At 37.1% G+C, this 25,495-nt stretch carries 30 protein-coding genes and 1 tRNA gene; 18 read left to right on the plus strand and 13 right to left on the minus strand.

All coding sequences use genetic code 11. The features are described from left to right. Positions 1–79 precede the first annotated feature (79 nt). From hisB to hisA, 5 genes are all read left to right on the plus strand, one after another. Positions 80–673, plus strand: coding sequence for an imidazoleglycerol-phosphate dehydratase HisB (gene hisB, locus J678_RS08260; RefSeq protein ID WP_000194096.1), 594 nt, complete (start codon positions 80–82; stop codon positions 671–673). After that, positions 673–1,290, plus strand: a complete 618-nt coding sequence (gene hisH / locus J678_RS08265) for an imidazole glycerol phosphate synthase subunit HisH (RefSeq protein WP_002052198.1) — start codon at positions 673–675, stop codon at positions 1,288–1,290. Before hisB ends, hisH begins: the two co-directional genes overlap by 1 nt. 152 nt (positions 1,291–1,442) lie before the next feature. Then, positions 1,443–1,991, plus strand: coding sequence for a DUF805 domain-containing protein (locus J678_RS08270; protein ID WP_031955664.1), 549 nt, complete (start codon positions 1,443–1,445; stop codon positions 1,989–1,991). Between the two features lie 84 nt (positions 1,992–2,075). Beyond that, entirely contained in the window at positions 2,076–2,717 is a 642-nt protein-coding gene (locus tag J678_RS08275) for a 3'-5' exonuclease (RefSeq protein WP_031955663.1), read from the plus strand. Positions 2,718–2,811: 94 nt separating this feature from the next. Continuing rightward, positions 2,812–3,543, plus strand: coding sequence for a 1-(5-phosphoribosyl)-5-[(5-phosphoribosylamino)methylideneamino]imidazole-4-carboxamide isomerase (gene hisA / locus J678_RS08280; protein ID WP_002052186.1), 732 nt, complete (start codon positions 2,812–2,814; stop codon positions 3,541–3,543). A 53-nt stretch (positions 3,544–3,596) separates the two neighbouring features. Here hisA and J678_RS08285 read toward each other — a convergent pair whose 3' ends face one another. Together J678_RS08285 and J678_RS08290 are read right to left on the minus strand one after the other, a co-directional pair. Then, complete coding sequence (locus tag J678_RS08285) at positions 3,597–5,288, minus strand: ATP-binding cassette domain-containing protein (RefSeq protein ID WP_031955660.1); 1,692 nt, start codon at positions 5,286–5,288, stop codon at positions 3,597–3,599. Between the two features lie 182 nt (positions 5,289–5,470). Then, positions 5,471–6,022, minus strand: coding sequence for a helix-turn-helix domain-containing protein (locus tag J678_RS08290; RefSeq protein ID WP_006582519.1), 552 nt, complete (start codon positions 6,020–6,022; stop codon positions 5,471–5,473). Positions 6,023–6,120: 98 nt separating this feature from the next. Here J678_RS08290 and J678_RS08295 point away from each other — a divergent pair, with 98 nt between their 5' ends. Continuing rightward, entirely contained in the window at positions 6,121–7,023 is a 903-nt protein-coding gene (locus J678_RS08295; RefSeq protein WP_031955659.1) for a DMT family transporter, read from the plus strand. A 35-nt stretch (positions 7,024–7,058) separates the two neighbouring features. Here J678_RS08295 and J678_RS08300 read toward each other — a convergent pair whose 3' ends face one another. Genes J678_RS08300 through J678_RS08315 form a run of 4 tightly spaced genes read right to left on the minus strand, consistent with a single transcriptional unit; the run spans position 7,059 to position 9,388 of the window. Continuing rightward, positions 7,059–7,364 carry an antibiotic biosynthesis monooxygenase family protein gene (locus J678_RS08300; RefSeq protein WP_031955657.1) on the minus strand — a complete coding sequence of 102 codons (306 nt, stop codon included), beginning with the start codon at positions 7,362–7,364 and terminating at the stop codon, positions 7,059–7,061. A gap of 3 nt (positions 7,365–7,367) precedes the next feature. Then, complete coding sequence (locus tag J678_RS08305; protein ID WP_001088854.1) at positions 7,368–7,760, minus strand: DUF4870 family protein; 393 nt, start codon at positions 7,758–7,760, stop codon at positions 7,368–7,370. Positions 7,761–7,796: 36 nt separating this feature from the next. Next, positions 7,797–8,426, minus strand: coding sequence for a DUF1294 domain-containing protein (locus J678_RS08310; RefSeq protein WP_031955656.1), 630 nt, complete (start codon positions 8,424–8,426; stop codon positions 7,797–7,799). Positions 8,427–8,437: 11 nt separating this feature from the next. Beyond that, entirely contained in the window at positions 8,438–9,388 is a 951-nt protein-coding gene (locus J678_RS08315) for a homoserine kinase (protein WP_031955654.1), read from the minus strand. Between the two features lie 112 nt (positions 9,389–9,500). Between J678_RS08315 and hisF the strand changes: the two genes are divergently transcribed. After that, positions 9,501–10,259 carry an imidazole glycerol phosphate synthase subunit HisF gene (hisF, locus tag J678_RS08320; RefSeq protein ID WP_000880078.1) on the plus strand — a complete coding sequence of 253 codons (759 nt, stop codon included), beginning with the start codon at positions 9,501–9,503 and terminating at the stop codon, positions 10,257–10,259. 40 nt (positions 10,260–10,299) lie between these two features. Here hisF and J678_RS08325 read toward each other — a convergent pair whose 3' ends face one another. Beyond that, the gene (locus J678_RS08325; RefSeq protein WP_031955652.1) at positions 10,300–10,938 is read right to left on the minus strand and encodes a hypothetical protein; all 639 of its coding nucleotides are present in this window, start codon (positions 10,936–10,938) and stop codon (positions 10,300–10,302) included. Positions 10,939–11,047: 109 nt separating this feature from the next. Between J678_RS08325 and J678_RS08330 the strand changes: the two genes are divergently transcribed. Both J678_RS08330 and aqpZ read left to right on the plus strand, forming a co-directional pair. After that, entirely contained in the window at positions 11,048–12,052 is a 1,005-nt protein-coding gene (locus tag J678_RS08330) for an AraC family transcriptional regulator (protein WP_032027246.1), read from the plus strand. A gap of 132 nt (positions 12,053–12,184) precedes the next feature. Further along, positions 12,185–12,874, plus strand: a complete 690-nt coding sequence (aqpZ, locus tag J678_RS08335; RefSeq protein ID WP_002052229.1) for an aquaporin Z — start codon at positions 12,185–12,187, stop codon at positions 12,872–12,874. 223 nt (positions 12,875–13,097) lie between these two features. Here aqpZ and J678_RS08340 read toward each other — a convergent pair whose 3' ends face one another. From J678_RS08340 to J678_RS08350, 3 genes are all read right to left on the minus strand, one after another. Beyond that, entirely contained in the window at positions 13,098–13,340 is a 243-nt protein-coding gene (locus J678_RS08340) for a hypothetical protein (protein WP_000476056.1), read from the minus strand. A 45-nt stretch (positions 13,341–13,385) separates the two neighbouring features. Next, positions 13,386–13,985: a LysE family translocator gene (locus J678_RS08345; protein ID WP_006581030.1), complete on the minus strand. Its 600-nt coding sequence runs from the start codon at positions 13,983–13,985 to the stop codon at positions 13,386–13,388. Between the two features lie 98 nt (positions 13,986–14,083). Continuing rightward, on the minus strand, positions 14,084–15,163 hold the full coding sequence (locus J678_RS08350) for a DNA/RNA non-specific endonuclease (protein ID WP_023188101.1): 1,080 nt from the start codon (positions 15,161–15,163) through the stop codon (positions 14,084–14,086). Between the two features lie 255 nt (positions 15,164–15,418). Here J678_RS08350 and J678_RS08355 point away from each other — a divergent pair, with 255 nt between their 5' ends. Then, a complete protein-coding gene (locus J678_RS08355; RefSeq protein ID WP_031955648.1) occupies positions 15,419–15,838 on the plus strand; it encodes a hypothetical protein in 420 nt (139 codons plus the stop codon). Between the two features lie 55 nt (positions 15,839–15,893). On the opposite strand, the gene J678_RS08360 is transcribed toward J678_RS08355, so the two are convergent. Next, positions 15,894–17,771 carry a potassium transporter Kup gene (locus J678_RS08360; RefSeq protein WP_032027249.1) on the minus strand — a complete coding sequence of 626 codons (1,878 nt, stop codon included), beginning with the start codon at positions 17,769–17,771 and terminating at the stop codon, positions 15,894–15,896. Between the two features lie 118 nt (positions 17,772–17,889). On the opposite strand from J678_RS08360, the gene J678_RS08365 reads away from it, so the two are divergent. The 4 genes from J678_RS08365 to J678_RS08380 all read left to right on the plus strand — a co-directional run bounded on the left by J678_RS08365 (position 17,890) and on the right by J678_RS08380 (position 20,756). Beyond that, positions 17,890–17,979, plus strand: a tRNA-Ser gene (locus J678_RS08365). A gap of 135 nt (positions 17,980–18,114) precedes the next feature. Beyond that, complete coding sequence (locus J678_RS08370; RefSeq protein ID WP_031955646.1) at positions 18,115–18,927, plus strand: helix-turn-helix transcriptional regulator; 813 nt, start codon at positions 18,115–18,117, stop codon at positions 18,925–18,927. A 90-nt stretch (positions 18,928–19,017) separates the two neighbouring features. Further along, on the plus strand, positions 19,018–19,680 hold the full coding sequence (gene elbB / locus J678_RS08375; protein WP_031955645.1) for an isoprenoid biosynthesis glyoxalase ElbB: 663 nt from the start codon (positions 19,018–19,020) through the stop codon (positions 19,678–19,680). Between the two features lie 392 nt (positions 19,681–20,072). Then, entirely contained in the window at positions 20,073–20,756 is a 684-nt protein-coding gene (locus J678_RS08380) for a hypothetical protein (protein ID WP_031955643.1), read from the plus strand. 188 nt (positions 20,757–20,944) lie between these two features. Here the strand turns inward: J678_RS08380 and J678_RS08385 are convergent, their stop codons facing one another. Continuing rightward, a complete protein-coding gene (locus tag J678_RS08385) occupies positions 20,945–21,502 on the minus strand; it encodes an NAD(P)H-dependent oxidoreductase (RefSeq protein ID WP_031955641.1) in 558 nt (185 codons plus the stop codon). A 116-nt stretch (positions 21,503–21,618) separates the two neighbouring features. On the opposite strand from J678_RS08385, the gene J678_RS08390 reads away from it, so the two are divergent. The 4 genes from J678_RS08390 (at position 21,619) to J678_RS08405 (ending at position 24,579) form a co-directional block, all read left to right on the plus strand. Next, a complete protein-coding gene (locus J678_RS08390; protein WP_031955639.1) occupies positions 21,619–21,954 on the plus strand; it encodes a winged helix-turn-helix transcriptional regulator in 336 nt (111 codons plus the stop codon). A 27-nt stretch (positions 21,955–21,981) separates the two neighbouring features. Further along, on the plus strand, positions 21,982–22,200 hold the full coding sequence (locus tag J678_RS08395; RefSeq protein ID WP_031955638.1) for a DUF6500 family protein: 219 nt from the start codon (positions 21,982–21,984) through the stop codon (positions 22,198–22,200). 385 nt (positions 22,201–22,585) lie between these two features. Then, positions 22,586–23,824, plus strand: a complete 1,239-nt coding sequence (locus J678_RS08400; RefSeq protein ID WP_031955636.1) for an AAA family ATPase — start codon at positions 22,586–22,588, stop codon at positions 23,822–23,824. A gap of 14 nt (positions 23,825–23,838) precedes the next feature. Next, positions 23,839–24,579: an RloB family protein gene (locus J678_RS08405; RefSeq protein WP_031955635.1), complete on the plus strand. Its 741-nt coding sequence runs from the start codon at positions 23,839–23,841 to the stop codon at positions 24,577–24,579. Between the two features lie 116 nt (positions 24,580–24,695). Here J678_RS08405 and J678_RS08410 read toward each other — a convergent pair whose 3' ends face one another. After that, the gene (locus J678_RS08410; protein ID WP_032027250.1) at positions 24,696–25,247 is read right to left on the minus strand and encodes a TetR/AcrR family transcriptional regulator; all 552 of its coding nucleotides are present in this window, start codon (positions 25,245–25,247) and stop codon (positions 24,696–24,698) included. Between the last annotated feature and the right edge of the window lie 248 nt (positions 25,248–25,495).

Below are 25,495 nucleotides of genomic sequence, written 5' to 3' on the forward strand. Positions count from 1 at the left end.
ATGATGCTGTCACGAATTCGTCACAGCGAAATTGTCGTTAACATCCAATCATTTTTGACGTTTTTTGAGGAACGTGTCCATGACGCAACGTATCAGTGAAGTGGTTAGAAATACCAATGAAACCAAAATTCGAGTTCGTTTAAATCTCGATGGTACTGGTCAAGGCACACTAAACACCGGAGTTCCATTTTTAGACCATATGATTGATCAAATCAAGCGACATGGCTTATTTGATATCGATATTCATTGTGATGGAGACTTAGAGATTGACGATCACCATACCGTAGAAGACTGCGGTATCACGCTTGGACAAGCTTTTGCACAAGCTTTAGGTGATAAAAAAGGTTTACGTCGTTATGGTCATTTTTATGCGCCATTAGACGAAGCTTTATCTCGTGTGGTTGTAGATTTATCTGGTCGTCCGGGTTTATTTATGGATATTCCATTTACTCGCGCGCGCATCGGCACCTTTGACGTAGACTTATTTTCCGAGTTTTTCCAAGGTTTCGTAAACCACGCCCTTATGACCTTACATATTGATAACTTGAAAGGTAAAAATAGCCACCATCAAATCGAGAGTGTATTTAAAGCACTAGCTCGTGCTTTGCGTATGGCATGTGAAATTGATCCACGTGCTGAAAACACGATTGCATCGACAAAAGGTAGCCTCTAATGACACGTATCGCGTTACTTGATTATGGCATGGGCAATCTACACTCAGCTGCTAAAGCACTTGAGCATGTAGGCGCTACAGTCGATGTAACTAACGACCCAAAATTAATTGCACAAGCCGACAAAATTGTTTTCCCGGGTGTTGGGGCAATGCGTGACTGTATGCAAGGCATGCGTGAAGCAGGTATTGATGAAGTCGTACGCAACGCTGCTTTTAATAAACCTGTTCTTGCAATTTGTGTAGGCATGCAAGCGCTTCTACAAAGCTCTGAAGAAAATGGCGGTGTAGATGCCTTAGGTATTTTTGAAGGTGTTGTTAAACACTTTCCTCAAATGGAAGGCTTAAAAGTCCCACACATGGGCTGGAACCAAGTTCACCAAATGGACCCAAGTCACCCGATGTGGAACAACATAGATCAAGATGCTCGCTTCTACTTTGTACACAGCTATTATGTTGAACCGAAAGATGAAAATCTTGTAGCTGCAACATGTGAATACGGCGTGAACTTCTGTACGGCAATTCACAAAGATAATTTATTTGCGACTCAATTCCACCCAGAGAAAAGTCACACTGCAGGTTTACAGTTACTGAAAAACTTTGTGGAATGGAATATTTAATTTCACAAAAGCTTTAAACAGATCAGGTCTAGATGGCCTGATCTGTTTTTTTATTTATAATAACAAGCAATCATTTATAGAATGATATTTTATTCAACAAAATATTGAATATTCATACTTTTAAATAAAACCAAATGAACAGGATAAACACAATGAATTCACCTTTTGAAAATCAGCCACTTCAGCAAGATTCGCCCTTTAAGGCAAATGGACGTTTTGGACGACTCTCTTATGCTGCTTGGACCTTCCTATTTACGTTAACCCTCGCTGCTGTTGTTCTACTTATTATTTTTACTTTCGGTCTTACACAAAATGAGGGCACCCCAGGTTTTACTGCGCCGGGCATCATCGCTATTGCCATTCTCTATATCGTCGGTATTTATATTAGCTTCGTATTTACTATTCGCCGTTTGCATGACCGTAATAATACAGGTTGGTTATCTTTACTCATGCTCGTACCGGTCGTGAACATTGGCCTTGCCATTTATTTATTCTGTGCAAAAGGAACTGAAGGTCCTAATGATTATGGACCAAAGCGTCCAACGCCAAGCTGGGAACGTGTTTTAGGCTGGATTTATATTGCGCTTATTCCACTTGCAGTCATTTTTGCTATTGTTGCCACAATCATGGCTCCTACCTATGAAGGCTATGTTGAAAAAAGCGAAAGCGTTATCATTGGGTCCCCATCTCAGTCTCAATAATTTTTAAAGTTTCCTAAAGCCTAGTTCTCTAGGCTTTATTCATATATAAAGGGAATAGCTCAATTTATTTGTACGCTGTGAAATATGTCCGAAGCCCCGTCCCTCCTTGATAAAGCCTCTATTCAGCAGCTTCCACCTTTTAAAAATCTTAACCACCAAAATATTGTGGTGATTGAAAATATTGAGCAATGCAAAACGATTGAAGAAGAATTAAAAGCAGCGATCTTTTTAGGATTTGATTCCGAATCTAAACCGACATTTCGAGTGGGCGAAGTCTCGACAGGTCCACACTTAATTCAACTTGCCACTGAACATAAAGCCTATTTATTTCATGTCAATTCATCGACTTTAAAATTTTTACAACCTATTTTATCGAACCAAAAACAACTTAAAGTCGGCTTTGGTCTTAAGAATGATAAGCACATTTTTCATAAAAAAGGCATAGAGCTTGAAAGCTGCATTGACCTTGCTAAAGGTTTTAGTCACTTTGGTTTTACCCAGCAAATGGGTGTACAAAAAGCCGTAGCACTGTTATTTGGACAATATCTTTCAAAGTCAAAGAAAGTCGGAACATCAAATTGGGCGCAAAAGCCACTTACACCACAGCAAATCAGTTATGCCGCCGCTGATGCTTATGCTGCCTTACTAGTATTTTTAGAGCTTCGTAAACAAAACTTATTACCGGCTCACATTTCACAAACGATTCAAACCGCACTTCATGCGTAAAGTTATAAAAGTCTTTTCTAAGGCTTAGCGATTGATCAATACTTTGCTAAGATGTGCACAATTTCATAAACATGATGAAGCAAGGAGCGAAAGCATGCTAATCATTCCAGCAATTGACCTGAAAGATGGTAAATGTGTGCGTTTAAAACAAGGGCGTATGGAAGACGATACCGTTTTCTCTGACGATCCGGTTGCAACTGCCCAACATTGGGTAAATGAAGGCGCACGTCGTTTGCATTTGGTCGATTTGAATGGTGCTTTCGCAGGTACGCCTATCCATAAACCTGTTGTTGAAGCAATTGCTAAAGCTCAGCCAGAGTTACCAATTCAAATTGGTGGTGGTATTCGCTCATTAGAAACAATTGAACACTACTTAGAAGCTGGCGTGACTTTTGTCATTATCGGGACTAAAGCCGTTCAAGAGCCTGAATTTGTAGAAGAAGCTTGTAAGCGTTTTGCAGGCCACATCATTGTTGGTATTGATGCCATGAATGGTATGGTTGCAACTGACGGTTGGGCAAACGTTACCGACGTAAAAGCAACTGATTTAGCAAAACGTTTTGCAGATGCTGGCGTATCTAGCATTGTTTATACCGATATTGCGCGCGACGGCATGATGCAAGGTGTAAACGTTGAGCAAACTGTCAACTTGGCTCAATACTCAGGTTTACCAGTGATTGCTTCAGGTGGGGTAACGAACCTTGATGATGTTCGTAACTTAAAAGGCAAGCCAGGCATTTTAGGTGCGATTACAGGCCGCGCAATTTATGAAGGTACTTTAAACCTTCGTGAAGCTCAGCTTTTATTAGATGAAAATCGTCTTTAATTTTTAAGATGTAAAAAAGAGCCGCTTTAGGCTCTTTTTTATTTTAATCATTTCTAATTTAATAGTTTTTCTAAATCGATCACCTCATCTGCCAGTTCCATTGCATAAGGTGAATGCGTAATCATAACCACAGATGGAACGACTTGCTGAATATATGCAAGTATATCTCTTGCAGTATCTAGGTCTAAAGCTGCGGTCGGTTCATCTAATATAATGAGTTGTGGGCGTGCTAATAGACCTCGAAGGATACAAATCCTTTGCTTTTCTCCCCCTGAAAAATTCTTATAAATTTCAGTAAGATCATCATCGAGCGTTAACTGATGCTTTTTCAAAATATGCGATAGGTTAAACTGCTCAAGCATCTGAATTAAGTAAGAATCTTCATATATATGCTGAGAGTTATAAATCAAATTTTCTCTTAAAGAATAAGGGAAAATAACAGGTTGCTGGGCAACATAGACCACTTCATCAAAAATATGCTTAGAAAAATTATGACTAATATCGATATTTTTATAAAAAAGCTGCCCTGACTGAATTTGATATACCCCCATTAAATAATTCATCAGAGAAGTTTTACCTAGCCCTGTTTGGCCAATCACGACATACGTTTTATTAGCCAAGATTGTTAAATTAAAATGATCTACTGCCCTTTTTCCTAACAAAAATTTAGCATTTGTAAATTGGAATAAGACTTGAGAATGTTGAATGGTAGATGATGTATATTGCTCTTTCTTGAGATTAAAATACTGTCGGTATTTTGCTAAAGCCACAAAGTTGCCATTTAACCGCATCAAACTTTGGGAAACAGCCAAAAATGGATTGGTGAGTTGAATAATATAAGTACTTATCAATACGAAAGCCCCAGCTGTCAATTGCTTGTCAGTTGAAAGAAATACGGTAAATAACATAAAAATAAGTAAGAATAGAAAGATCATAAACAACTGAGAAATCATCAATAATCCTATTTTCTTATTCCTATCTTTTGCAGTTGTGATATATAAATTTAGAGTGTCATTAAATTTTGATAACTGAAACGGCACTGCATTTTTTACTTTAATTTCATAGGAGTTAGATATTTGATGTATTAAATGACTATTCACTAAATTGTCTTTTTCATACATGGCATCGAATAGTGAACTACTTTTTTTATTTATATGAAAAGACACAATAAAAATAATAATAGCGACCAATAAAAAGCTAATACTGAAAAGTAGACTAATAGTCGTAAACAAAACCGCAAAAATCATTACCAATTGAAAAATAATTGGTCCTAAATAAAAAGTTAACGTTAAATTAATCTCACCAAAAGCAGTACTTCCTCTTTCAAGATCACTCATTACTGTTCCCGCTTCAATTTGATCTTGTGCATCTTTTTTAAGATTTAAATAATTTTTCAAGCCTGCAGAAATTAATGATCCTTTGAAATCGACCATCAAATAAGCCCCAAAAATATTTTGTGTCCAATGGCATAACTCATTGACTAACCATGCGGTCGCGTAGGCAACTACAAGTAGATATAAAAAATTAAATGGGAGTTGAATATTGAGTAAAAAATTATATTCGTGTGCAGAATAATCGATAATAATTTTTAGCAAGTATGGCAATAAAGTCGTAAAAAATGCCGCAAATACCACTAATAAAAACATAAGAAACATACTACTTCTTTGTTTCTTATAGTTTTCTTTAGAAATATTCCATATAAATTTATAGTTCTGAATATCTTGCGAACTTAATAAAAACTTCATTTATCTATCTTTTTTCTATTAAAACGAGTTAAAAATAATTTCATTACATAAGAAATATCATAACTTGTCTTATTTATTGTTCTTCATGTTTTTTGTTTAAAATTAGATTTTCAAATTTTTAAATAAGATAAATTCACTATATAAAACCAAATTCTTCATATAATTTTGAAAAGACTTTAAAGTTAATACACCACATTACGAATAAATTTAAGCACTTGATTACCACTATTAATATAAGTGTAAGTTACTGAACTGGCATATATAATTGAAGAACCGGCAGCTATGGTTTTTGAGCTATCTGCAAATTGTATGGTTAGCTCGCCTTCTAATACATAAATAAGTTCTTGCCACCCTTCTGGGTCTGCTTCAGCAATATAAGACTCCCCTACTGCCAATGACCACGTCCAAAGCTCAACTTGGCTGTGGGATGGAACTGAAGCCAGTAAAGTTGCTTTGCTTTCTTCTTTTTCGCCTTGCCAAGCAAGTACATTAACCAAGGCGTGTTCTTTATGCTCTGGTGCACTTACAATCGTTCTAAAGTTTACGCCCAACACTATCGCAATCGCATCGAGCTTAGCTAGGCTGATATTGACTTGTCCTGTCTCTAAAGCAGCAATAGTACGTCTACTTACACCCGCCTGATCTGCCAATTCCTGTTGGCTTAAACCACGCTCATCTCTTAATGAACGAATATTTGTGCCTACGTGCTGTAAAACGGTACTCGACTGGCTCATAGAATAGGTAGTAAAGAAAATTTGAGCAATATATTGCACAAAACAGAAGAATAGCGCAATATGTGCAGTATATTGCACAATTCATTCTAATTTTGAGTATGTCACCAATTTCTTTGAGTTCAAGCAAAGCCCCACAGTTAGCACTCGTTTTGATTACTATGATTTGGGGCGGAACATTTCTTACAGTGCAATATGCACTGAATTTTACATCGCCTATGTTTTTTGTAGGCTGCCGCTTTGCTGTAGCAGCACTAACGTTATTGCTTATTTCATTCAAAAGCATGAAAGGCGTTACGTTAAAAGACTTAGGTGCTGGTAGTGTGATTGGTCTAGTGATTATAGGCGGCTATGGAACTCAAACAATTGGCCTGCAAACCATTCCGAGTAGTGAATCGGCTTTTTTAACGGCGCTTTATGTTCCGCTTGTTCCTATTTTAATGTGGCTCATCTTTAGAAAGACACCACATGCCATGACTTGGGTGGGAGCAGCTCTAGCTTTTACTGGTCTTGTTTTATTGACAGGGAATGGTTTTGAGCAAATTTCATTAAGTTTTGGGCAGCTTTTAACAGTACTCGGATCACTTGCGATTGCTTTGGAAATTATTTTTATTAGTTACTTTGCTGGAAAGGTAAATTTACGCCGTGTAACCATCATTCAGCTCGCTGTCGCGTCTCTACTTTCATTTGCCATTATGCCTATGGTGGGTGAACATGCAATTCCAGCATTTTCATGGCCGCTTGTACTTACAGCTGTTACATTAGGTTTAGCAAGCGCACTGATTCAATTTGTAATGAACTGGGCTCAGCGTATGGTTGACCCTTCACGTGCTGCAATTATTTATGCAGGAGAACCTGTTTGGGCGGGGGTTATTGGCCGAATCGCAGGTGAGCGTTTACCACTGATTGCCCTTTTTGGCGGTGCTTTAGTGGTCTTAGGTGTTTTAGTTAGTGAGTTAAAACTTAAGTTACCCATTAAAAAAACTAAAAGAATTCGAGAATAAAAAAAGAGAGCTTAAGCTCTCTTTTTTTATATCTATTATTTTTTCTTTAATAAAATGCAGGGCTCGTAGTACTCAACCGTCGGCATTGGATCATAAAATGGATGAAGCAATTTCTTCCATTCCTGATAAGCCTCAGACTTTCTAAACCCTTCGGTATGATGCTCAATCTCATCCCAAGAGATCATTAAAATATAATGATGTGGGTCAGTTGCATGCTTAATCAGTTGGACAGCATTAAAGCCTTCCATTGGATAAACAATATGTTTTGCCTGCTCGAATGCTTTAAGAAATGCTTCACTTTGCCCAGGCTTTATACTCAAATGCACATGTTCAATAATCATGATTTATTGATACATCGGGCGGTTATCATTTAACGCAATCAAGCCGCGAATGGCACGATATACAATCCAGATCCATGCCGCTGCAATGACACCTACACAGAATACGGTTGAAGAGATCGCAACGCCGGCAAATAGATCAGTATTTTCGCCTGTAAAGAACAAGAAAATAAACGGCAAAAAGGCAATAATATTCCAAGCCAAATACCACCAGAATGTTCTGATTTGCCATGTAAAGTGGCTCGCAAAAATTGAACCTTGTACATCAGAACGTTTTACGTAGTTAATAATTAAAGCAATAATCGCAAGTAAGCCGCCTGTAAAAATGGCAACAATATAAAGTACATACAAAATAAGTGTTAAAGTACGATTTGGATCTTGGTCGATAGAACTATTCATTTTTATACCTCTCAAGTGTAATAAAACAATTTACTTTTATGATCCCCGCAAAACGTTTAAAGGAGAAATTAGCCACAAAATCAAAAGTAAATGAAAGAATATGGTACAAAAATAAATCTTACGAAATGGTTGTTTTTGTGTTTTATGTCTCAGTTTTTGTTGTGCCCACCACGCAGCTGGCCAGCCTCCTAAAAAACTTACAATGTGCAAAGTCTGTTCAGAAACACGGCGATTGCCTAGTTGTGCAGCCTCTTTATCTTGTGAATATAGCCAATAACTTAAGACATTCATCATTAAGATAAACAATAAAGTATAAGCTGGCAGAACATGCATAAAGCTCATAATGCCCATTAAAACAAAATAAAATACGATCCCCATTTGCATAGCAGACCATGGTTTTGCTTGAAATGAAGATTCTGTTTTTGTTGATTTAGAAGCTTTACGAGTTTGAGATGCTTTTAAATAGGTGACTTGCTGGGCACGAAAACGGCCTCGTTCATCCAAAATGACCAAATATTCTAGTGCACAGCCAATAATTGGCCGAGGACCGGGGCGTGCAAAATCTTTGATATGCAAAAAGACTCGCTCTTTTTCAGCATCGTCCGGCTGAATAAAGCCATAACCTTTTTCGTCGAACCATTCGACTAAACGCCCCTGATCTCGCATCTTTATTCCTTTTATGCTTTTACATGACTTAAACGGTCTTGCATCATTGCTCGCATTTCTTGCGGATCTTTTTGCAAAATGTCGTCACCTGTACGTCCTTCTTCTTTATTTTTTTGAGCAACTTGTAAACGCATTGACCAGAAACGGCACGCTGCCATTGCCAAGAATACATCTAAACATTCAAGTTCATCTGAAGTAAGCACACGAACTTTTTGATACGCCGCTAAGTAAGCTGCCACTTTGTCTGAGTTTAAATGTGCTGCTGGATATTCGGTACAAAAATCATTGATGGTAATCGCAATATCAAACAGCAACTCATCTTGATTTAACTCGTAAAAATCTAAAATACCTTGTAGTTGCTCGCCTTCAAACAATGTATTGTCACGGAACAAATCTGAGTGAATAAAACCTGTTGGTCGGTTCAAATACTGTGCTGTTTTCGCATTGAAAGCTTGATAAACCTGCTCAAGTAAAGCTTGGTCATCTTGAGACATATTTGGCTTAAGCTGCTCTGCAACGCCAGTCCAGTATTGATGATCGCGTCGATATTCACGCTCAAGCGGAAAATCTTGTAAAGCTACATGTAGCTTCGCCTGTGCATCTGCAATTGCAGCAACTTGGGCTACTGTAGTTTGCATGGGATGGTGACCCATTAAACGTGGTGCAATTTGTGCAGGTTTACCCGCAATAAAGTGAACCGCTTGGCCGCTGTGCTTTAATGGCACGGCAACGGGTACATCATGAGTACCTAATTGCTCAAGTACAGGAATAAGTTCGCCTGCACCTTGTGCATCTAACTCTTCAAACACGGTGAGTACATATTGTTTGCGGTTTACATCAACCAGAAAATAATTGGTGTTTTGAATACCTCCCTGAATTGGGTTCAGCTCCAACACCTCTAATCCATAAGGTGCAGCAAAGGTGCGAACTTCATCTAAACTCAACGGGGTATAAACCGACATGGAAAACCTGCAAAAAACATCTGTGAAGTTTGATAGAATACCTCTTCCCTCCATGAAGGTGTAGCGCCTGTGTAGGAACTTTCACCAACGGCGATTATTTTTGGAAAAAGCTATGCTTGCTAAACGTATTATTCCTTGCCTAGACGTTGATAACGGACGCGTAGTTAAAGGCGTTCAATTCCTCGATATTCGTGATGCGGGCGACCCAGTTGAAGTGGCACGTCGCTATAACGAACAAGGTGCAGACGAAATTACTTTCTTAGACATTACCGCTACACATCATGGACGCGATACCACTTACCGTACTGTTGAACGTATGGCCGAGACTGTATTTGTGCCTTTAACTGTCGGTGGTGGGGTACGCAAGGTTGAAGATATTCGTGCGTTATTAAATGCAGGTGCAGACAAAGTAAGTATTAACTCGGCTGCCGTATTTAATCCGGAATTTGTTCAAGAAGCTTCTCAGCATTTTGGCGCACAATGTATTGTGGTTGCGATTGATGCAAAAAAAACTGGCGACAACAAATGGGAAATCTTTACTCACGGTGGCCGTAAACCAACGGGTATTGATGCGATTGAATGGGCTGTAAAAATGGCTGACTACGGTGCGGGTGAGTTACTCATTACCAGTATGGACGCCGACGGCACTAAAGCAGGTTACGATATTGCCTTAATGCGTGCCATTAATGACCGCGTGACCATTCCAACGATTGCCTCAGGCGGTGTAGGTAACTTACAACACCTTGCAGATGGTATTTTACAAGGTGGTGCCGATGCAGTATTGGCAGCAAGTATTTTCCACTTTGGACAATATACGATTCCAGAAGCTAAACAATATTTGGCTGAACAAGGCATCGAAATGCGCTTGTAAACTTATTTATATTTAAAGGGGCAATATGCCCCTTTATTTTTTATGCAGCACCATCGACTACATTGATGTCACTAACGAGTTGAGGCTTTTCTTTTTTCTCGACCCATTTTGCTGGAAAGATTTTTTCTACAGCTTGAGAGAGTGGCTTAGCAAGCGCAGTAGGTAACCGTATCCCCAAAGGGTTTTGTTCTTTTAGGTCTGCCGAAGACACCACTCGTGTTCCCATCACATAATCAAACCAAGGTTTGGTCACGCACCAGTTGGCGTCTTGGTTCGAGTTCATGTGGTGGTCGTAATGCCACGGAATTTTACGCTTTGCCCAGTCAGGTTCTAAATGTGCACGGCGATGAATATAATAATAATTTCCTGCGCTATACCAAGCTGCGAGTGCCATACCTTTTGAAAATGGATAGAAAATTGCACTTGAAACAGTGGCCACCACAGCAAGTGAAATTAACTCATTTTTAGTTCGCCAGTTACTAACACCTTCAACATAGCAATCATCATGAAACTGTTGTTTACGGACTTCACGATGGTGTGCCCAATGGGACTCCATGCTTCTTGGTACTGGGCTATAACGCGGTTGTCCAGCACGGTGTACACCATGCAAAATATATTTATGCGCCACCCATTCAAATGCATTCGCAACTGCAATTCCTGCAATAAACCCTTTTAGCATCGCCTTACTCCTTTTTCTTTTTATTTAGAATATAAAATTCGCTATGCTAGGTATTGACCAGAATTTATGGTTTCATTGACAAATTACGACAAGAAAGAGGTGGTCAAGGATGCCACAACTAAAAAATTATACCGGCTCGGTATATGGAGGACTGGGACATCTATTAAAAGCTTATTGCGAAGCTAATGGCTTAGCTATTCCGGAACAATTAGAACAAATACAAAATCTGGAACGCTTTGACTATGTAGTTTGGCGTGATCTATTAGAAGTCATTTATAAACTCGACCCGAAGCCGGATTTAGGGCTAGAAATTGCTAAATATGTTCAGCCCAAACACTTAGGAATAATTGCCTACCTTGCTCTATCTTGCGATAACTTAGGTGAAGCTTTAATTCGCTATCATGACTTTCACCGCCTAATTTATGACGGAAGTCCTTTAGTAGTCGAGTTACAAGGTCAATATGGCTCTATTCGCTGGGAAGCGACTGAGTTACCCCCGACTCAACTTACCGATGAAATCGCGATTGCACTGGTGATTCAATTCTTACGTCTTTTTATGTCTCATGAAGATGTACATTTACATGAAGTACGTTTCTTAAATGCTGCCCCTAAAAATATCAGGGTTTACGAGCAGTACTTTCAATGCCCTGTTCGTTTTAGCCAGCCCCGTACAGAGTTACTTATTCCAATTACCGAAATTCATAAACCGCTTAGCAGCGCTGACCACACTCTACAGCAGCTATTGGTCCAGCAAGCACAAGCACTTTTAGAACAGTTACCCAATTCAACTCAACTTGATCAACGTTTACAGCATTCAATTTTGACTGGCTTACAAAAAAATCAGTACCAAATTGAATATATTGCCAAGCAATTAGGCTTGTCTGTTCGGCAACTTCAACGGCATTTACAACAGCAGAACACCACCTTTCAGGAACGTGTTCAGCAAGTACGCTTTATGCTCGCAACCGAGTATTTAAAAGATCCGCATTTAAGCCTACAAGAGATTGCACTTTTGCTGTGTTATTCAGAACAAAGCGCATTTCAAAGAGCATTTAAGCATTGGACCAATCAAACACCGCAACAATGGAGAGATCAATTTTTAGACAAAGAATAACCTACCAAAACTTACAAATCTTTTCTTGATTAAAACAACACTGAAAACAAAAATTTCATATAGTCACATGCTTAATTTTTTGTGACATATTTCACATTAATTAAAAAATAGATCAATAGATGAGTAATCACAATGAATAAATATTTTGCTGAATTCCTAGGTACGTTTTGGCTAGTCTTTGGTGGTTGTGGTAGCGCAGTGTTAGCCGCAGCTTTCCCTGAACTTGGTATTGGCTTTGCAGGTGTAGCCCTTGCCTTTGGTTTAACCGTACTCACTGGTGCTTATGCTCTAGGGCATATCTCTGGTGGACATTTTAACCCCGCGGTCAGTGTCGGTCTTTGGGTCGGTGGCCGTTTCGATGTTAAAGATTTAATTCCATATATTGTTGCGCAAGTGGTTGGTGCGACTGCTGCTGCATTTGTTCTTTATATTATCGCTCAAGGTCAAGCTGGCTTTACTGGTGTGGGCGGGTTTGCAACCAATGGTTTTGGTGATTTATCGCCAAATAAATTTGGTTTAGGTTCTGCTTTTATTATTGAAGTGGTACTTACTGCGTTCTTCTTGATTGTTATTTTAGGATCAACACATGGTCGTGCGCCTGCTGGTTTTGCACCTATTGCGATTGGTCTTGCATTAACGCTTATTCACTTAATCAGTATTCCGGTTACAAACACTTCTGTGAACCCTGCACGTAGTACAGGTGTTGCATTCTTTGCTCAAACTGGTGCTTTAAGTCAGCTGTGGTTGTTCTGGGTAGCGCCGATTTTAGGTGCTGTGATTGGTGCAATTATTTATAAGGTAGTTGCTGGAGACAAGGATTAATTCTTTATATCTATAGCCTTAATATGCTATCGCGGTGGGGTGACATGGATGTCACCTGTTGAGCAGGGGTACACGGAAGTACCCTCTGATCAACAAAGACTTTTGCTTACTTTTGGTCTTTCAAAAGTAAGAAATGTCTATACAAACTCACTAAGACCTAACGTGATACTAAAGACTGTATGGCAACATGACTATGCTAAACATCACACATAAAATGTATAAATTATAAAAACGGATTATTTACTTCTTGTTCAGCTGGACGTTCAATTTTCTCAGGCAATTCTTCTTTTTCCAAAGCAGCAACCACATCGTTTAAAAAGCTCTGTAGTGCCTTTGCCTGCTCTAACCCAACTTTGTCTTTGGTAATTTGCAAATTGCCATAAATGCTCACGCAATCGACATCATTTTCTAATGTTAAATCTTCAATTGAAGAAGACTCTGTACCCTTTTCAAATGGCTTAAACATAAGTGTTGTCTCGTTGTTATATGTTGATAGTGTAATACGACCAATCTATAAAAAATCAATCAAAATTAAAAGTGCCGATAAAATTAAAAAAGCACCCATTAAGATATTAAAATATTTCAAACGGTTGCCTTGGTTTAGCACCACTGAAAATTTATCACCACAGAATCCCCAAAAGAACAAACATATATAGCAGGTGAAAAAATAAATCACGATAAAAATCGGCAAAGCCTTTGGATGTTCAATGCTAGTAAACATGGTAATGCCCGACACACAAGCCAACCATGCTTTAGGGTTCAGCCACTGTAACAAGAAGCCATCTTTAAAATTGGGAATGATCATCTGTTCTAGTGAAACACTAGAAATAGAAATATTTGCTGCAGAAAGAATAATTTTTATTCCGATATAACAAACAAATAGCGTTCCACAAATGGCAAGAATTTTTAAGACAACAGGAAATTGGGTTAATACACTTTGCAGCCCAAACGCCATAAATATTAAAAGCAAGGTAAAACCAATCGTGGCACCTGAAATATAGGGAAGTGATCTTTTTAAACCATGATTTAAGCTGGTTGATAAAATAACGGTATTGACGGGACCTGGGGTAATCGACATCGCAAAAGAAAAAAGAAACATCGAGGCAAACATTGTTATTGTCCTTATTTGAATAAATAGATGAGTAGACAGATCTGTATATTCATCTTATTGTATTGAATAAGAACTGTACAACAATGCCTGCAAACGATTTATTTGATGATTTGCAAGAAATAGTTCACCAAAGCTTCTACTAGCTGTTTCACAATGGCTTTTCTAGTTTCTTCATCAATACTTGGAACTTTAGATTCCATAGGCTCAGAAGACGTGCTTTTCTGCTTTTTAAACTGGTCTTGTAATGCGTGGATCTGATCTGCACTTAAGTCTTGTTCACACTGGCTTTCTCCATCCCAGTGTAAATAGTCTAACTTCTGGTTTGGCTTAACTTGACTAGATGTTAAAGGCAGGCGATAAACATTACGTTTTTGTTGTTCAGTTAACTGAGGAAATAGGTTAATTCCTAACTTTTCCTCTAAATAACAAACACTCACAACCTTAACCTGTTGCGAGTTGTTATTTGGTGCATAGTAAGCGCCAATTGCGCCTGTTTTAGGATAGTAAACAGCCTTATACACTGCGCTTGGAACAATAACACCACGTCCAATCGTTTTGAGTCGTTGACCTTCAAAGATTGGTCCTGTCACAACATATGCATCTTGCTTTTGCTTGGTAACCACTGCACGAGTGGCATCTTCAAGCTTACGCCAAACTTCCTGATTATTTTTCGGTGCCTGTGGAACCATGTTACTCAGCGAAAAACTATCGAACTGCGAGTCCTTGGTCGGCATATCGCCATTTGGTGACATATGTCCACGGTCATAGCCTGAGCCACGATAATCGCTTAAAAGTGAACGGTGGCGCTCAGGCACACGTGTTTCTTCGTGGAAATTATCTTCGCGTTTAATTTTAGTGCTTAAACGTTCAGGACTAAGATATTCAGCTGACCATAACGGCGTTTTAGACATCCCCGAGTACAAAACATTGAAGCCATTAAAGCACAGCGGATAACTGTCTTTTTTTAAACTTTCTTTATTTAAAGCAGGAGGAATTTCGCGATAAAACTGATTGAGACAAGTCGAGTTGGTACTTAAGGGCGAAAACCACTGTGAAATCTTTTCACTTCCAAAAGCAATTGCAAAACTTCCAGCAGCAACACAAGCAAGAATAATCTTGCCAAAATGCTGACTTAGAGAGAATGAATTTGTACCTGTACTACGTTTTTTACTTGCCATGTTTCTATCAATACCACTGTCCATATGCAGCTTAACAATCCTGCTTTTTTAAGTATATCGCTTAACTTTCAAATGGTTAAAACATGGTCATCTTTTTTGTAACTCTCTTTCTTGTTCGGTAACAGTTTGTTGGCCTTGTGAGGAACTTTCACTATTGAATTGGGTTATTTGCGTATCTTTCATTGAAAACGACCAATCGCTTATGACATGGTTAGCTCCACAAATTTGGATAAAAATATAAACGGAGTCCATTTAATGATCCATTCAAAGATTATTGGTATTGGCGTAATTGCTGGACTGTGCAGTATGGCAGCCTTAGCTGAACCTGCGGTCCAACCCGGTGAGACTTTAGAAAGTTTATCTAAAGTAAAAGTGACTACAACCGTCAATGGCCAACCTGGCTCTATTAGTGATTTAGTTAAAAGTGGTCAAGTACAACCTGTTTCTGCTGCCCCAACAGGTGCTGCTCCTACAGGTGCTCCTATTCCAGCCGATGTACCGCCGGCTCCTCCTGCAGATGCACCACCAGCACCTCCTGCGGGCGCTGAAATGGCTGCTCCGGCACCACAAGACCCAAATACACCGCCACCACCGGCTAACCCTAACCAGTCAGCAGACCCAATGGCAAAAGATGGTGCATTGCCAGCAGATGCACCTATGCCACAAGCTCAATAATCAGAGCCATAAAAAAACCAAGACTTATGTCTTGGTTTTTTATTACATCAAATTTCTATATTTCGATTTGACTACCTAACTCCACCACACGGTTGGTTGGAATTTGATAGAAGTCACTCACCGGACTGGTATTACGCTGCATCGAAATAAATAGTTTTTCTCTCCACGGCGACATACCATCACCCACCGAGTGAACAATACGATCGCGAGAAATAAAGAAGCTGATATGCATTAAGTCATATTCAAGACCTAACTGCTCATAAGCTTGCATAAGCGCTTTTGGTACATTCATTTCATCTTTAAAGCCGTAGAAAATTTTAATACGGTAGAAATGTTCAGCTAAATCTTCTGTTGTAATACGCTCTTCTGGTGCAACAAAAGGTACATCTTCAATCACCACAGTGACCAAGATATTACGCTGATGCAGCACTTTGTTGTGCTTAATGTTATGTAGCATGGCATGCGGTACAACGTTTGGCGTACCTGTCATAAACACGGCATCACCCGGTACCCAGTGCACGCTATTACCAATACTTTTTACAAACAAATCGAGCGACAAAGTATCGTGTTCAAGCTTAGCAAAAGTAAGCTCACGGCCACGTTTCCATGTCATCAAGATGGTGACTGCAATACCACCAATGAGTAATGGCACCCAACCACCTGACAACACTTTAAGTGAAGTTGCTGCGACTAAAACCGACTCTAAAATAAAGAATGGAATAATCAGTAACACCACTTTTGGCCAGCTCCATTTCCACGCTGAGTAGATAAAGATGGAAACCAAAATCGTGTCACACAGCATGGTTAAGGTCACTGCTAAACCATAAGCACTTGCCAAGTTTGAGCTGGTTTTGAAAATCAGAATTAAGATAATAATTGCGATTAAAAGTAACCAGTTTAAGAACGGCACATAGATCTGACCTTCTTCAGACTCAGAAGTATGTTTAATACTTAAACGCGGTAAATAACCCAATTGAATCGCTTGGCGAGCAAGAGAGAATACCCCAGAAATTACAGCTTGAGAGGCAATCACTGTTGCCATGGTCGCCATAATAATCATTGGGTAAAGTGCCCACTGTGGCACCAGTAAATAGAACGGGTTTTCAATTGCTGCAGGGTCACGAAGTAACAATGCGCCTTGTCCTGCATAGTTTAAAACCAAGCATGGCAACACCACAAAGAACCACGCAAGACGAATCGGAACAGGTCCAAAATGCCCCATGTCGGCATAGAGTGCTTCACCACCTGTCACTGTTAACACCACAGCACCCATCACAAAAAACGTCATGACTGGATGATGGTAGATAAACTGAATTGCCCAATGTGGACTAAACATGCCGAGTACAATCGGTGTTTGAATGACGCTATGAAGGCCTAATGCACCTAAAGAGATAAACCACACAAGCGTAATTGGACCAAAGAACTTACCTACAAAGGCCGTACCATGTTTTTGAACTAAAAACAGCGTCACAATAATGGCAATTGCAATAGGCATAATGAACGGATCAAAAACGTTGGTTGCAATAGACAACCCTTCGACCGCAGACAATACCGAAATGGCTGGGGGAATAATACCGTCACCAAAGAACAGTGATGCCCCAATAAAACCAATCGCAATCATGTAGATTTTTTTGTTGTCGGCAATTTTTGCTTTACGCAAATTCAATGCAAGTAAGGCCATGATACCGCCTTCCCCATTGTTATCTGCACGCATGACAATGGCGACATACTTGATGCTGATAATCAGCATTAAGCACCAAAAAATAATGGATAAAATTCCTAATACGTTTTCAGGCTGAATTCCCAAACCATGGGCAGCGTGGAAGGACTCTTTCAAGGCATAGAGCGGACTTGTTCCGATGTCTCCAAAGACCACCCCAAGAGCTGCCAAAGCCGTGGCAGGCAAGGTCGCTTTTTTGGCCGTATTTTGCATTGTGTAATTAAACCAATATGATTTTTAGCGCAATCTTATCACCTCTATTATTTTTTTTCTGTAATGCTCGTCTTAAATCTTGGCAGAACCTAATTTTTTAGTTACTATCGCACGCCTTGGTGAGGTGTCCGAGTGGCTGAAGGAGCACGCCTGGAAAGTGTGTATACGTTTGCGCGTATCGAGGGTTCGAATCCCTCTCTCACCGCCAGAATTCAAATTTAAAGAAGCTTAAACTTAATTGGTTTAGGCTTTTTTATTGGCTCAAATATTAAAAATAGCCAAAAAAATATTGATAATTTTATATCCATCACAACGCCTAAATTTAAGTAAATATTTAAATTCAATGCAGAATCTTATTTCTTTAGCTAAAAAAAGCCTGCTCGAGCATAGTCACTTAAACCTGCCTTTTGCGGTCTATTCAGTTTACCAAGAGCAAAAAATCACAAACGTTCCGATTTCTAAGCCATTGCTGATTATTGTTTTGAGCGGATATAAAGAACTTGGAAAAATTGAAAATATTAAGTGTGATGCTGGTACTTTTATTTTTTTAGCCAACAGCTCCAGCATTGACATGCGAAATATTCCAGATCAAGAGGAATATTTCGCCCTTCTTATCGAGTTTGATTTTGAAGATTTTAATGATCTAACTCAAAACACTGGTACTTCTCAGAACTATGTTCAAGGCCAGCTAAATCCTCTTTTAGAAAGTGCCCTACGTCAGTTTATAGACTTCTCTTTAGTTGCCCCTTCGTCTGCGTTTAAATTTAGAAAAAAGGAGCTTTTAGAGCTTATTTATTATTCGGGCTATACCGACATTGCTAAACTCAACATGAATACAAGCTTGAGCGAAAAAGTGCAGGCTTTTATTTCTGATCATTTATCTACAGAACTCACCGCTGAATTTATCGCTGCTCAACTTTTTATGAGCTCATCGACACTAAGAAGAAAACTGAAAAATGAAGGAAATAGCATTCAAGACATTCGAAATAGAGTAAGACTGGGACACGGATTACACTTACTGCAGACCACCAATGACAGCATTGGAAATATTGCTTTTGAGTGTGGCTATCAATCTCAATCTCGATTTACTGAACAATTTAAAAATTTGTTTGGGATTACCCCACGTGAACTACGTAAAACCAAAATGCTCAATTAGGGCGAATTTATGGCAAATCTGCGTATAAAAAATTTTTAGAAGAAAACTTAAGATCTTTTGCACACTTAAAAAAGGTTCTTGAAAAAGCAAATGAAAAAAGTAGCAGTGATTTTATCGGGTTGTGGTTATTTAGATGGTTCTGAAATTAGAGAATCAGTTTTAACCCTGTTAGCTTTAGATACAGCAAATATTGAATATCAAATTTTTGCACCCGACGAACCTTTGTTTCATGTCATCGACCATTTAAGCGGTGAAATAAACCTGACTGAGCGAAGAAATGTTTTACAAGAAGCGGCAAGAATTGCCCGAGGTGAAATTTCACTACTGCATAAGCTTGATGAAAATGAATTTGATGGGCTGATTTTGCCGGGTGGCTTTGGCGTCGCAAAAAACTTATCAACTTTTGCCTTTAAAGGCGCAGAGGCACGTGTACATGGTACGGTAGCTACAATTTTAAAAGCATTTCATCAGAGTAAGAAACCGATTGGGGCAATATGCATATCCCCTGCTCTATTGGCGCTTATATTTGGAGAGTTACACCCAACTATTACTTTAGGCTCTGACGTTAATATTGCTAAGGAAATTGAAAAAACGGGTTCAATTCACCATGTTTGCCAAACCTCAGACTGTGTGGTGGATCAACAAAACTTATTTGTTACTACGCCTGCCTATATAGATGACCAAGCCCATTTAAAGGATATTTATACAGGAATTACAAGCTTGGTTGATGCCATGACAGCTTTGACAAACTAAGATGTTTAATGAGGGATAGAGATTTCTATCTCTCTGTCAGAATTCAAATTTAAAGCTTAAAACTAATAGTTTCAGCTCTCTTATATATTAAAATCCATAATATACAGTACTTTATATATAATTTTTTAACTTTCTAGAACTAAAATTAGTAATATATAGAAAAGCTAACAGGTCTAAACTTTATATTTTTTGAAAAGTTTAGTATTTAAATTCCCTCTCCTTATTCTAAGTATCATGTATCTATACTCTGATACTTATTATGTAGGTTTTCTTAAATAAATTCTGATAAAATATTTTTTTATATTTTATTATTTAATAATATCAAGTTTTGCAACTTGATCATAAAATAAATGATGAAATAAATCTTCATAACTTAAATATAGGAATAATTTATGAGTAAATTTGAAAAGTTTGATGTAAAGAACGGTAACAATCAGTTTGGAGATAATAATACTCAAAATAATATAACCAACAATACAGTAAACAATAAAGTGAGTAAGGATACGGATTCCTCAGGCGTAATTATTGGAGCCATTACAGGTATGGCTGGACTAACTTGGTTTTTTTTTAGCCACATCAATCAAATTTATCATTATTTAAATATAGTTATTCTCTCTTCATTCTTATTTTCAATAGGTGCTTTTTTCATTCTAGTCTTAACAACAAGTGTAACAAGAACTGACATTTTTAGAGTGTTTGCTAGCACATTCCTAGCAATAAGTCTTTACGGTTTAGCTCTCCTAGCAAGAAATCATGCTCCCAATGAAATTATTCAATTTGCACATCAAGCTCCTTCATTTATGGATTTTTGGAAGAAACTTACAGATATAGGCAGAAAGGTTGTTGTGGAAAACTTTATATCAGCCCTATTTATTTGTATTTCCACTTTTCTAGCACTGTTAGGATCATTTAGACAATTTGCATATTCAGTCGCAAATTCGAATAGAACAGGTTGGTGGTATAATATTTACGAGTCCATGTCGTACTTCAATATGCGTTCCACTGTTATCATAATCATGACTTTGAGTGGAGCTGTATGGGCATTGCTGAATGATAAAATTCCTTTCTTTTCTTAACTCAGATATAAATTATATATTTAGGCGTTTAAAACACTTTAGATATAAAAATAGAATATATACTTCTATATTTGAACTCCGAACTACTATCACTGTAGTTCAATTCAAAAATAATTTATCCCCAGACTAAATTTTTAAAAGCCTAAATTATTCTGATTTAGGCTTTTTTATCGCTTAACTTTTTCTACTTACTCAGACAACGCTAATAACTTCTGAACATACTGAACCGCATTATCCGCTATGTCTTGTTGAGTCGGAACGTCGTCATCTTCTGAAGGGTTAGTGTCTAAACCATAAAATGCATGAAGTGGTTGATAGTCCGCCCCAACATATAAGGCAGTGAGCTGAAAAGAACTAAAAACTTGATCCAACGTAAGTTTATATTCACCCTGCTCTGAATAAATATGTTCTTGGCCACCCGCAGATACAGCCAGCATAAACTTCTTATTTTTAACTTTGTCACCTGTTGAACCGTAAGCCCATCCATATGTTAAAACTTCATCAAGCCATTGTTTCAAAAGCGGTGGGCAGTTAAACCAATACACTGGAAATTGAAAAACTAAATTTTCGTGTTCTTCTACAAGCGCTTGTTCTTTGGCAACGTCAATTACGCCATCTGGGTAGGCTTGATAAATTTGGTGAACCGTAAATTGGTCTGGGTGTTTTTCTAGTTCTTCTACCCATCTTTTATTTACAACAGATTGGTCTATGTGAGGATGAGTAACAATGACTAATGTCTTTTTCATTATGAAAACACTCTTATCGGAAAGTTGATAAATCGATTATAGAAGTGTGCTTTCCTAAATATAAGTACGGTAATTTATGTTATATACTATACTAAAAGATAGTGTAGATTTTAAAAATGACTGAGTGCATTCCTTCATATACACCATTAGAAGATACGGGTTTTGGCTATACCCTTTCTTTGATTAATGGCAAATATAAAATGATTATTATGTATTGGCTGTATGAAAAAAATGTCATGCGTTTTAATGAGATGCAACGCTGCATTGGCAATATTTCGTTTAGAACACTCAGCAATACGCTTAAAGAGTTGGAAAGAGATAGACTGATTACTCGCAAGGAATATCCTCAAATTCCGCCAAAAGTTGAATATCGGCTTTCGGAAAGAGGACAGTCTTTAATTCCTTTGTTAGATATGATGTGCCAATGGGGCGAGCAAAATAAGCCGTCTTAGTTTTATAGACTTGAAGTGTTACTCAATATGAGAAATGAATTAAGAGAAATTTTTATTAAGGGATGCGACGATAAAATTGAAAAGAAAGGAGACAATGTCGGTCTATCTTTTTACGCTTTTTTTAAAAATAAGAATGATAATCCTGAGTTACTGATGGAAGCAGCGCATTGGTGGATTATGGAGCATAAGCTAGATCACTTCGAGAAGGCCGTTAAGATTAAAGAGTTGGTTTTGATGGAAAGCTAAAAGATAGAGTTATTTGAACAGAGCTTTTCATAGTTTTTTTGAGAGAAAATACTATTAAGCAAACTCAAATATATAAAATTTATTAGGAAGTTATGAACTGAAAATTCGAATTACCTGCAAACACTTTATCTATACTAAAGGGTCGTTATGGAGCAAATGATTGTTACACAAAAAATTCTAAATAAAACATATATTTAAATTATTTTAAATATTAATTGATAATTGGAGGCTTATGATAGTATAGAAAAATTATCTACTAATTCTAAACAAACTATAAAAAAAAGTATAAAAAAATAAAGACGGTAGTAAAATTCATTTGATATATCTTATGATATAAAGAATAATAACTTTATGGATAAATTATCCAAAATAATAAGGTTTCAGCATGATTATTGACTTCTCTATTGAAAATTTTCTATCTTTCAAAGAGCAACAAACTTTAAGTTTCGTTGCAGAGCCTCCGTATGATATTCATCCAGAGCATTTGTTAGATACGCCAGAGAAAGATCTAAAACTACTAAAAACTATTGTTATCTACGGAGCGAATGCTTCTGGTAAGTCAAACTTTCTATCTGCTATTCATTTCCTCAAACAGTTAATTCTTAATTCAGCTGAAAATAAGCCTGATGAAAAATTCGATCTCATTCCTTTCCTTTTAGATAAAGAATTAAAAAATTCTGCTACTAGTTTTGATATTAACTTCTTTTGCAATGAGATTAGATATAATTATAGTTTAGTACTAGATAAATCTCAGGTATTCCATGAACATCTTAATTACTACCCAAAAAAATATAAAAAAAATATTTTCAGCAGAGATTTAAATAATTTAGGTGAGTATGAATATAGTATTGGAACAGATCTAAAACCTAAAAGAATTTATGAAGATACAGCATTAAAAACTTTACCTAATGTCCTTTTTCTTTCTAAGATGGTTCAGGAAAATAGTCAATTTTTAAAACCTATTTATGACTGGTTTTCAAACACCCTCTCTGAACAATTTTCTTTAGAAGACACAGCTAAAAGTATTCATTCAGATGAGAACTTTAAAAAAAGGTTTCTTAAATTCTTAGAGAATCAGGATATTGATATTGTTGATATTAATGTCGACAAAGGATCCCTCGCTGAACAAATTATCAAAAATAATAATTTTACGCCTGAAGTTCAGGAAAAAATCTTAGAAGATTTAAAAAATCGTTATTATTATGATATTAAAACTTATCATAGAAACTCCGATAATGAGCTAGAACCTTTTGATTTAGAATTAGAATCCCAAGGTACTCGTAAACTTTTCGCGCTTTCCTCTTTGCTACTAAATAATTATAAAAAATTTGAGAAAACATTTTATGTTGATGAACTAAGTTCAGCTTTACATCCGCTTTTAGTAAAGAATTTTTTAAAGGAATTTAATTATACTACATTTAATCAATTAATTTGTGTAACACATGATACACATCTTATTAATCAAGAATGCTTAAGAAAAGATCAAATTTATTTTGTTGAAAAAGATAAATCACAAGTTTCTTCTCTATATTCTCTGCTAGAATTCAATCCAAGAAATGATAGAGAAAACTGGGAGTTAAGATACTTATCAGGAAGATATGGGGCCACTCCTTTCTTCGGATAAGTTGAGAATTTAGTATGGGCAGTGATGATATAGCTAAGAAAAGAATAGCTGCGAATCGAGAAAGACGTAATCTTCAGAAAACAAACCGAAAAATACGTAATGTTGGTAATCGTACTCTAATTCCTAATATTCTGATTTTAACGGAGGGATACTCAGAAGATATATATTTTAAAGAACTAATTCGTATTCTTAGTTTAAATACTGTTAAATCGAGGAAAAGTATTAGTACTGATTGCAATGGAATATTAGGTGAAGCAGAAAGTGAAGCTTTAAAAAGCAATGAAACTGATAATGAGTTAAATTATATTTTTTGTATTTTTGATTTAGATACAGTAAAAAATCGTACTCATTTAGATTATCTAGCAAGAATGAATTCTAATTTCACAAGAATTATTCCTATTTATTCTTTTCCATGTATAGAAATCTGGTTTCTTTTACATTTTGAATGCACTACTCGTCCATTTAATTCGCAAGGAAAAAAATCTATTGGTGAAGTAATCAAAGATTATTTTCAAAGTACTTATGCACCAGATTATACAGAAACTAATAAAAATGTAATTGAAAGTTTGGTTCCTGACTATGAACGGGCTATATACAACTCAATTCGACTGTGCAATCAACAATCTAAAGTAAACTCATTTAATCCAATTACCAATATGCATGCTTTAATAACTTTGCTAAAAAATATTTCTGAAAGATCTCAGAATTATGTATATGAAGATGTCTATCAATCTTTCATTCAAGAAAATATTTAATATATTGAAATAAATTAAAATTTACCCCAGAATAGACTTTTTAAATATTTTATATTTTTATTATATTAAAAGGCTTTTAAAGGCTCAAACCTTATTGGTTTAAGCCTCCCTCCCCATCAAACCCGACTTAGAAAATAATCAATCAGATATTCCCTTTCATCAGTTTGATTTGATCCTAAAAGCTGCACCATCGCGCCATCGACCACAAATAAAAACATATGCGCATCTTCAACTGTAGCGGCAGGGTTTACAGTTAAAAGCAGTTTATGAATTTCCTGAATAAGCCAGTTTCGATAATCAACCACCACTTTATAAGCCGACGGATAATGCTTTTCTATTTCAAAAATTGCTTTAAAGGGCAAACGATAAAACCCTTCTGAGTCAGCATGTAAAAAGAAAATTTTCTTGAGTTTATCGAATACCATCAGTTCGCTGTACGAATAGATCGTGGAAAATACCTCTTCTTTTAAAGCATCTATTTGAAAAGTTAAACTCATCTGAATGAGTCGTTCTTTGGAGCGAAAGTAGTTGTAAAAGGTGCCTTTGTTGATTTGGGATTCGGCAATAATTCGGTCTACCCCGACTTTGTGAAACCCATATTGGTTAAATAAATCTTTTGCCGTGTGGAGCACTCGCAATGCTCTAAATGAAGCTTCTAAATTTTTCATGTATATCGCTTAAAATAATTTTTTGTTGTAAATAAAAGAGATAGAAATGCCGTCACTCTTAAATTGAGCGCTAAAAAACAGGCATGCAGAAGCCGCACAAAAATGGTGTGCTTGCCTATCTCGGGTTTTATTGTTGCTATGTTTTTTTAGTCGTAATGACCTATGGCTTAAAACCTAGAGTCGGTTAAACCGTTTTAAAGACCAGTGGGATGTAGATTTAAAGATTTTGGCGAATGTTGCCAACGAGA

Source organism: Acinetobacter sp. 1424608, assembly GCF_000588255.1.
Classification (GTDB): Bacteria; Pseudomonadota; Gammaproteobacteria; order Pseudomonadales; family Moraxellaceae; genus Acinetobacter; species Acinetobacter nosocomialis.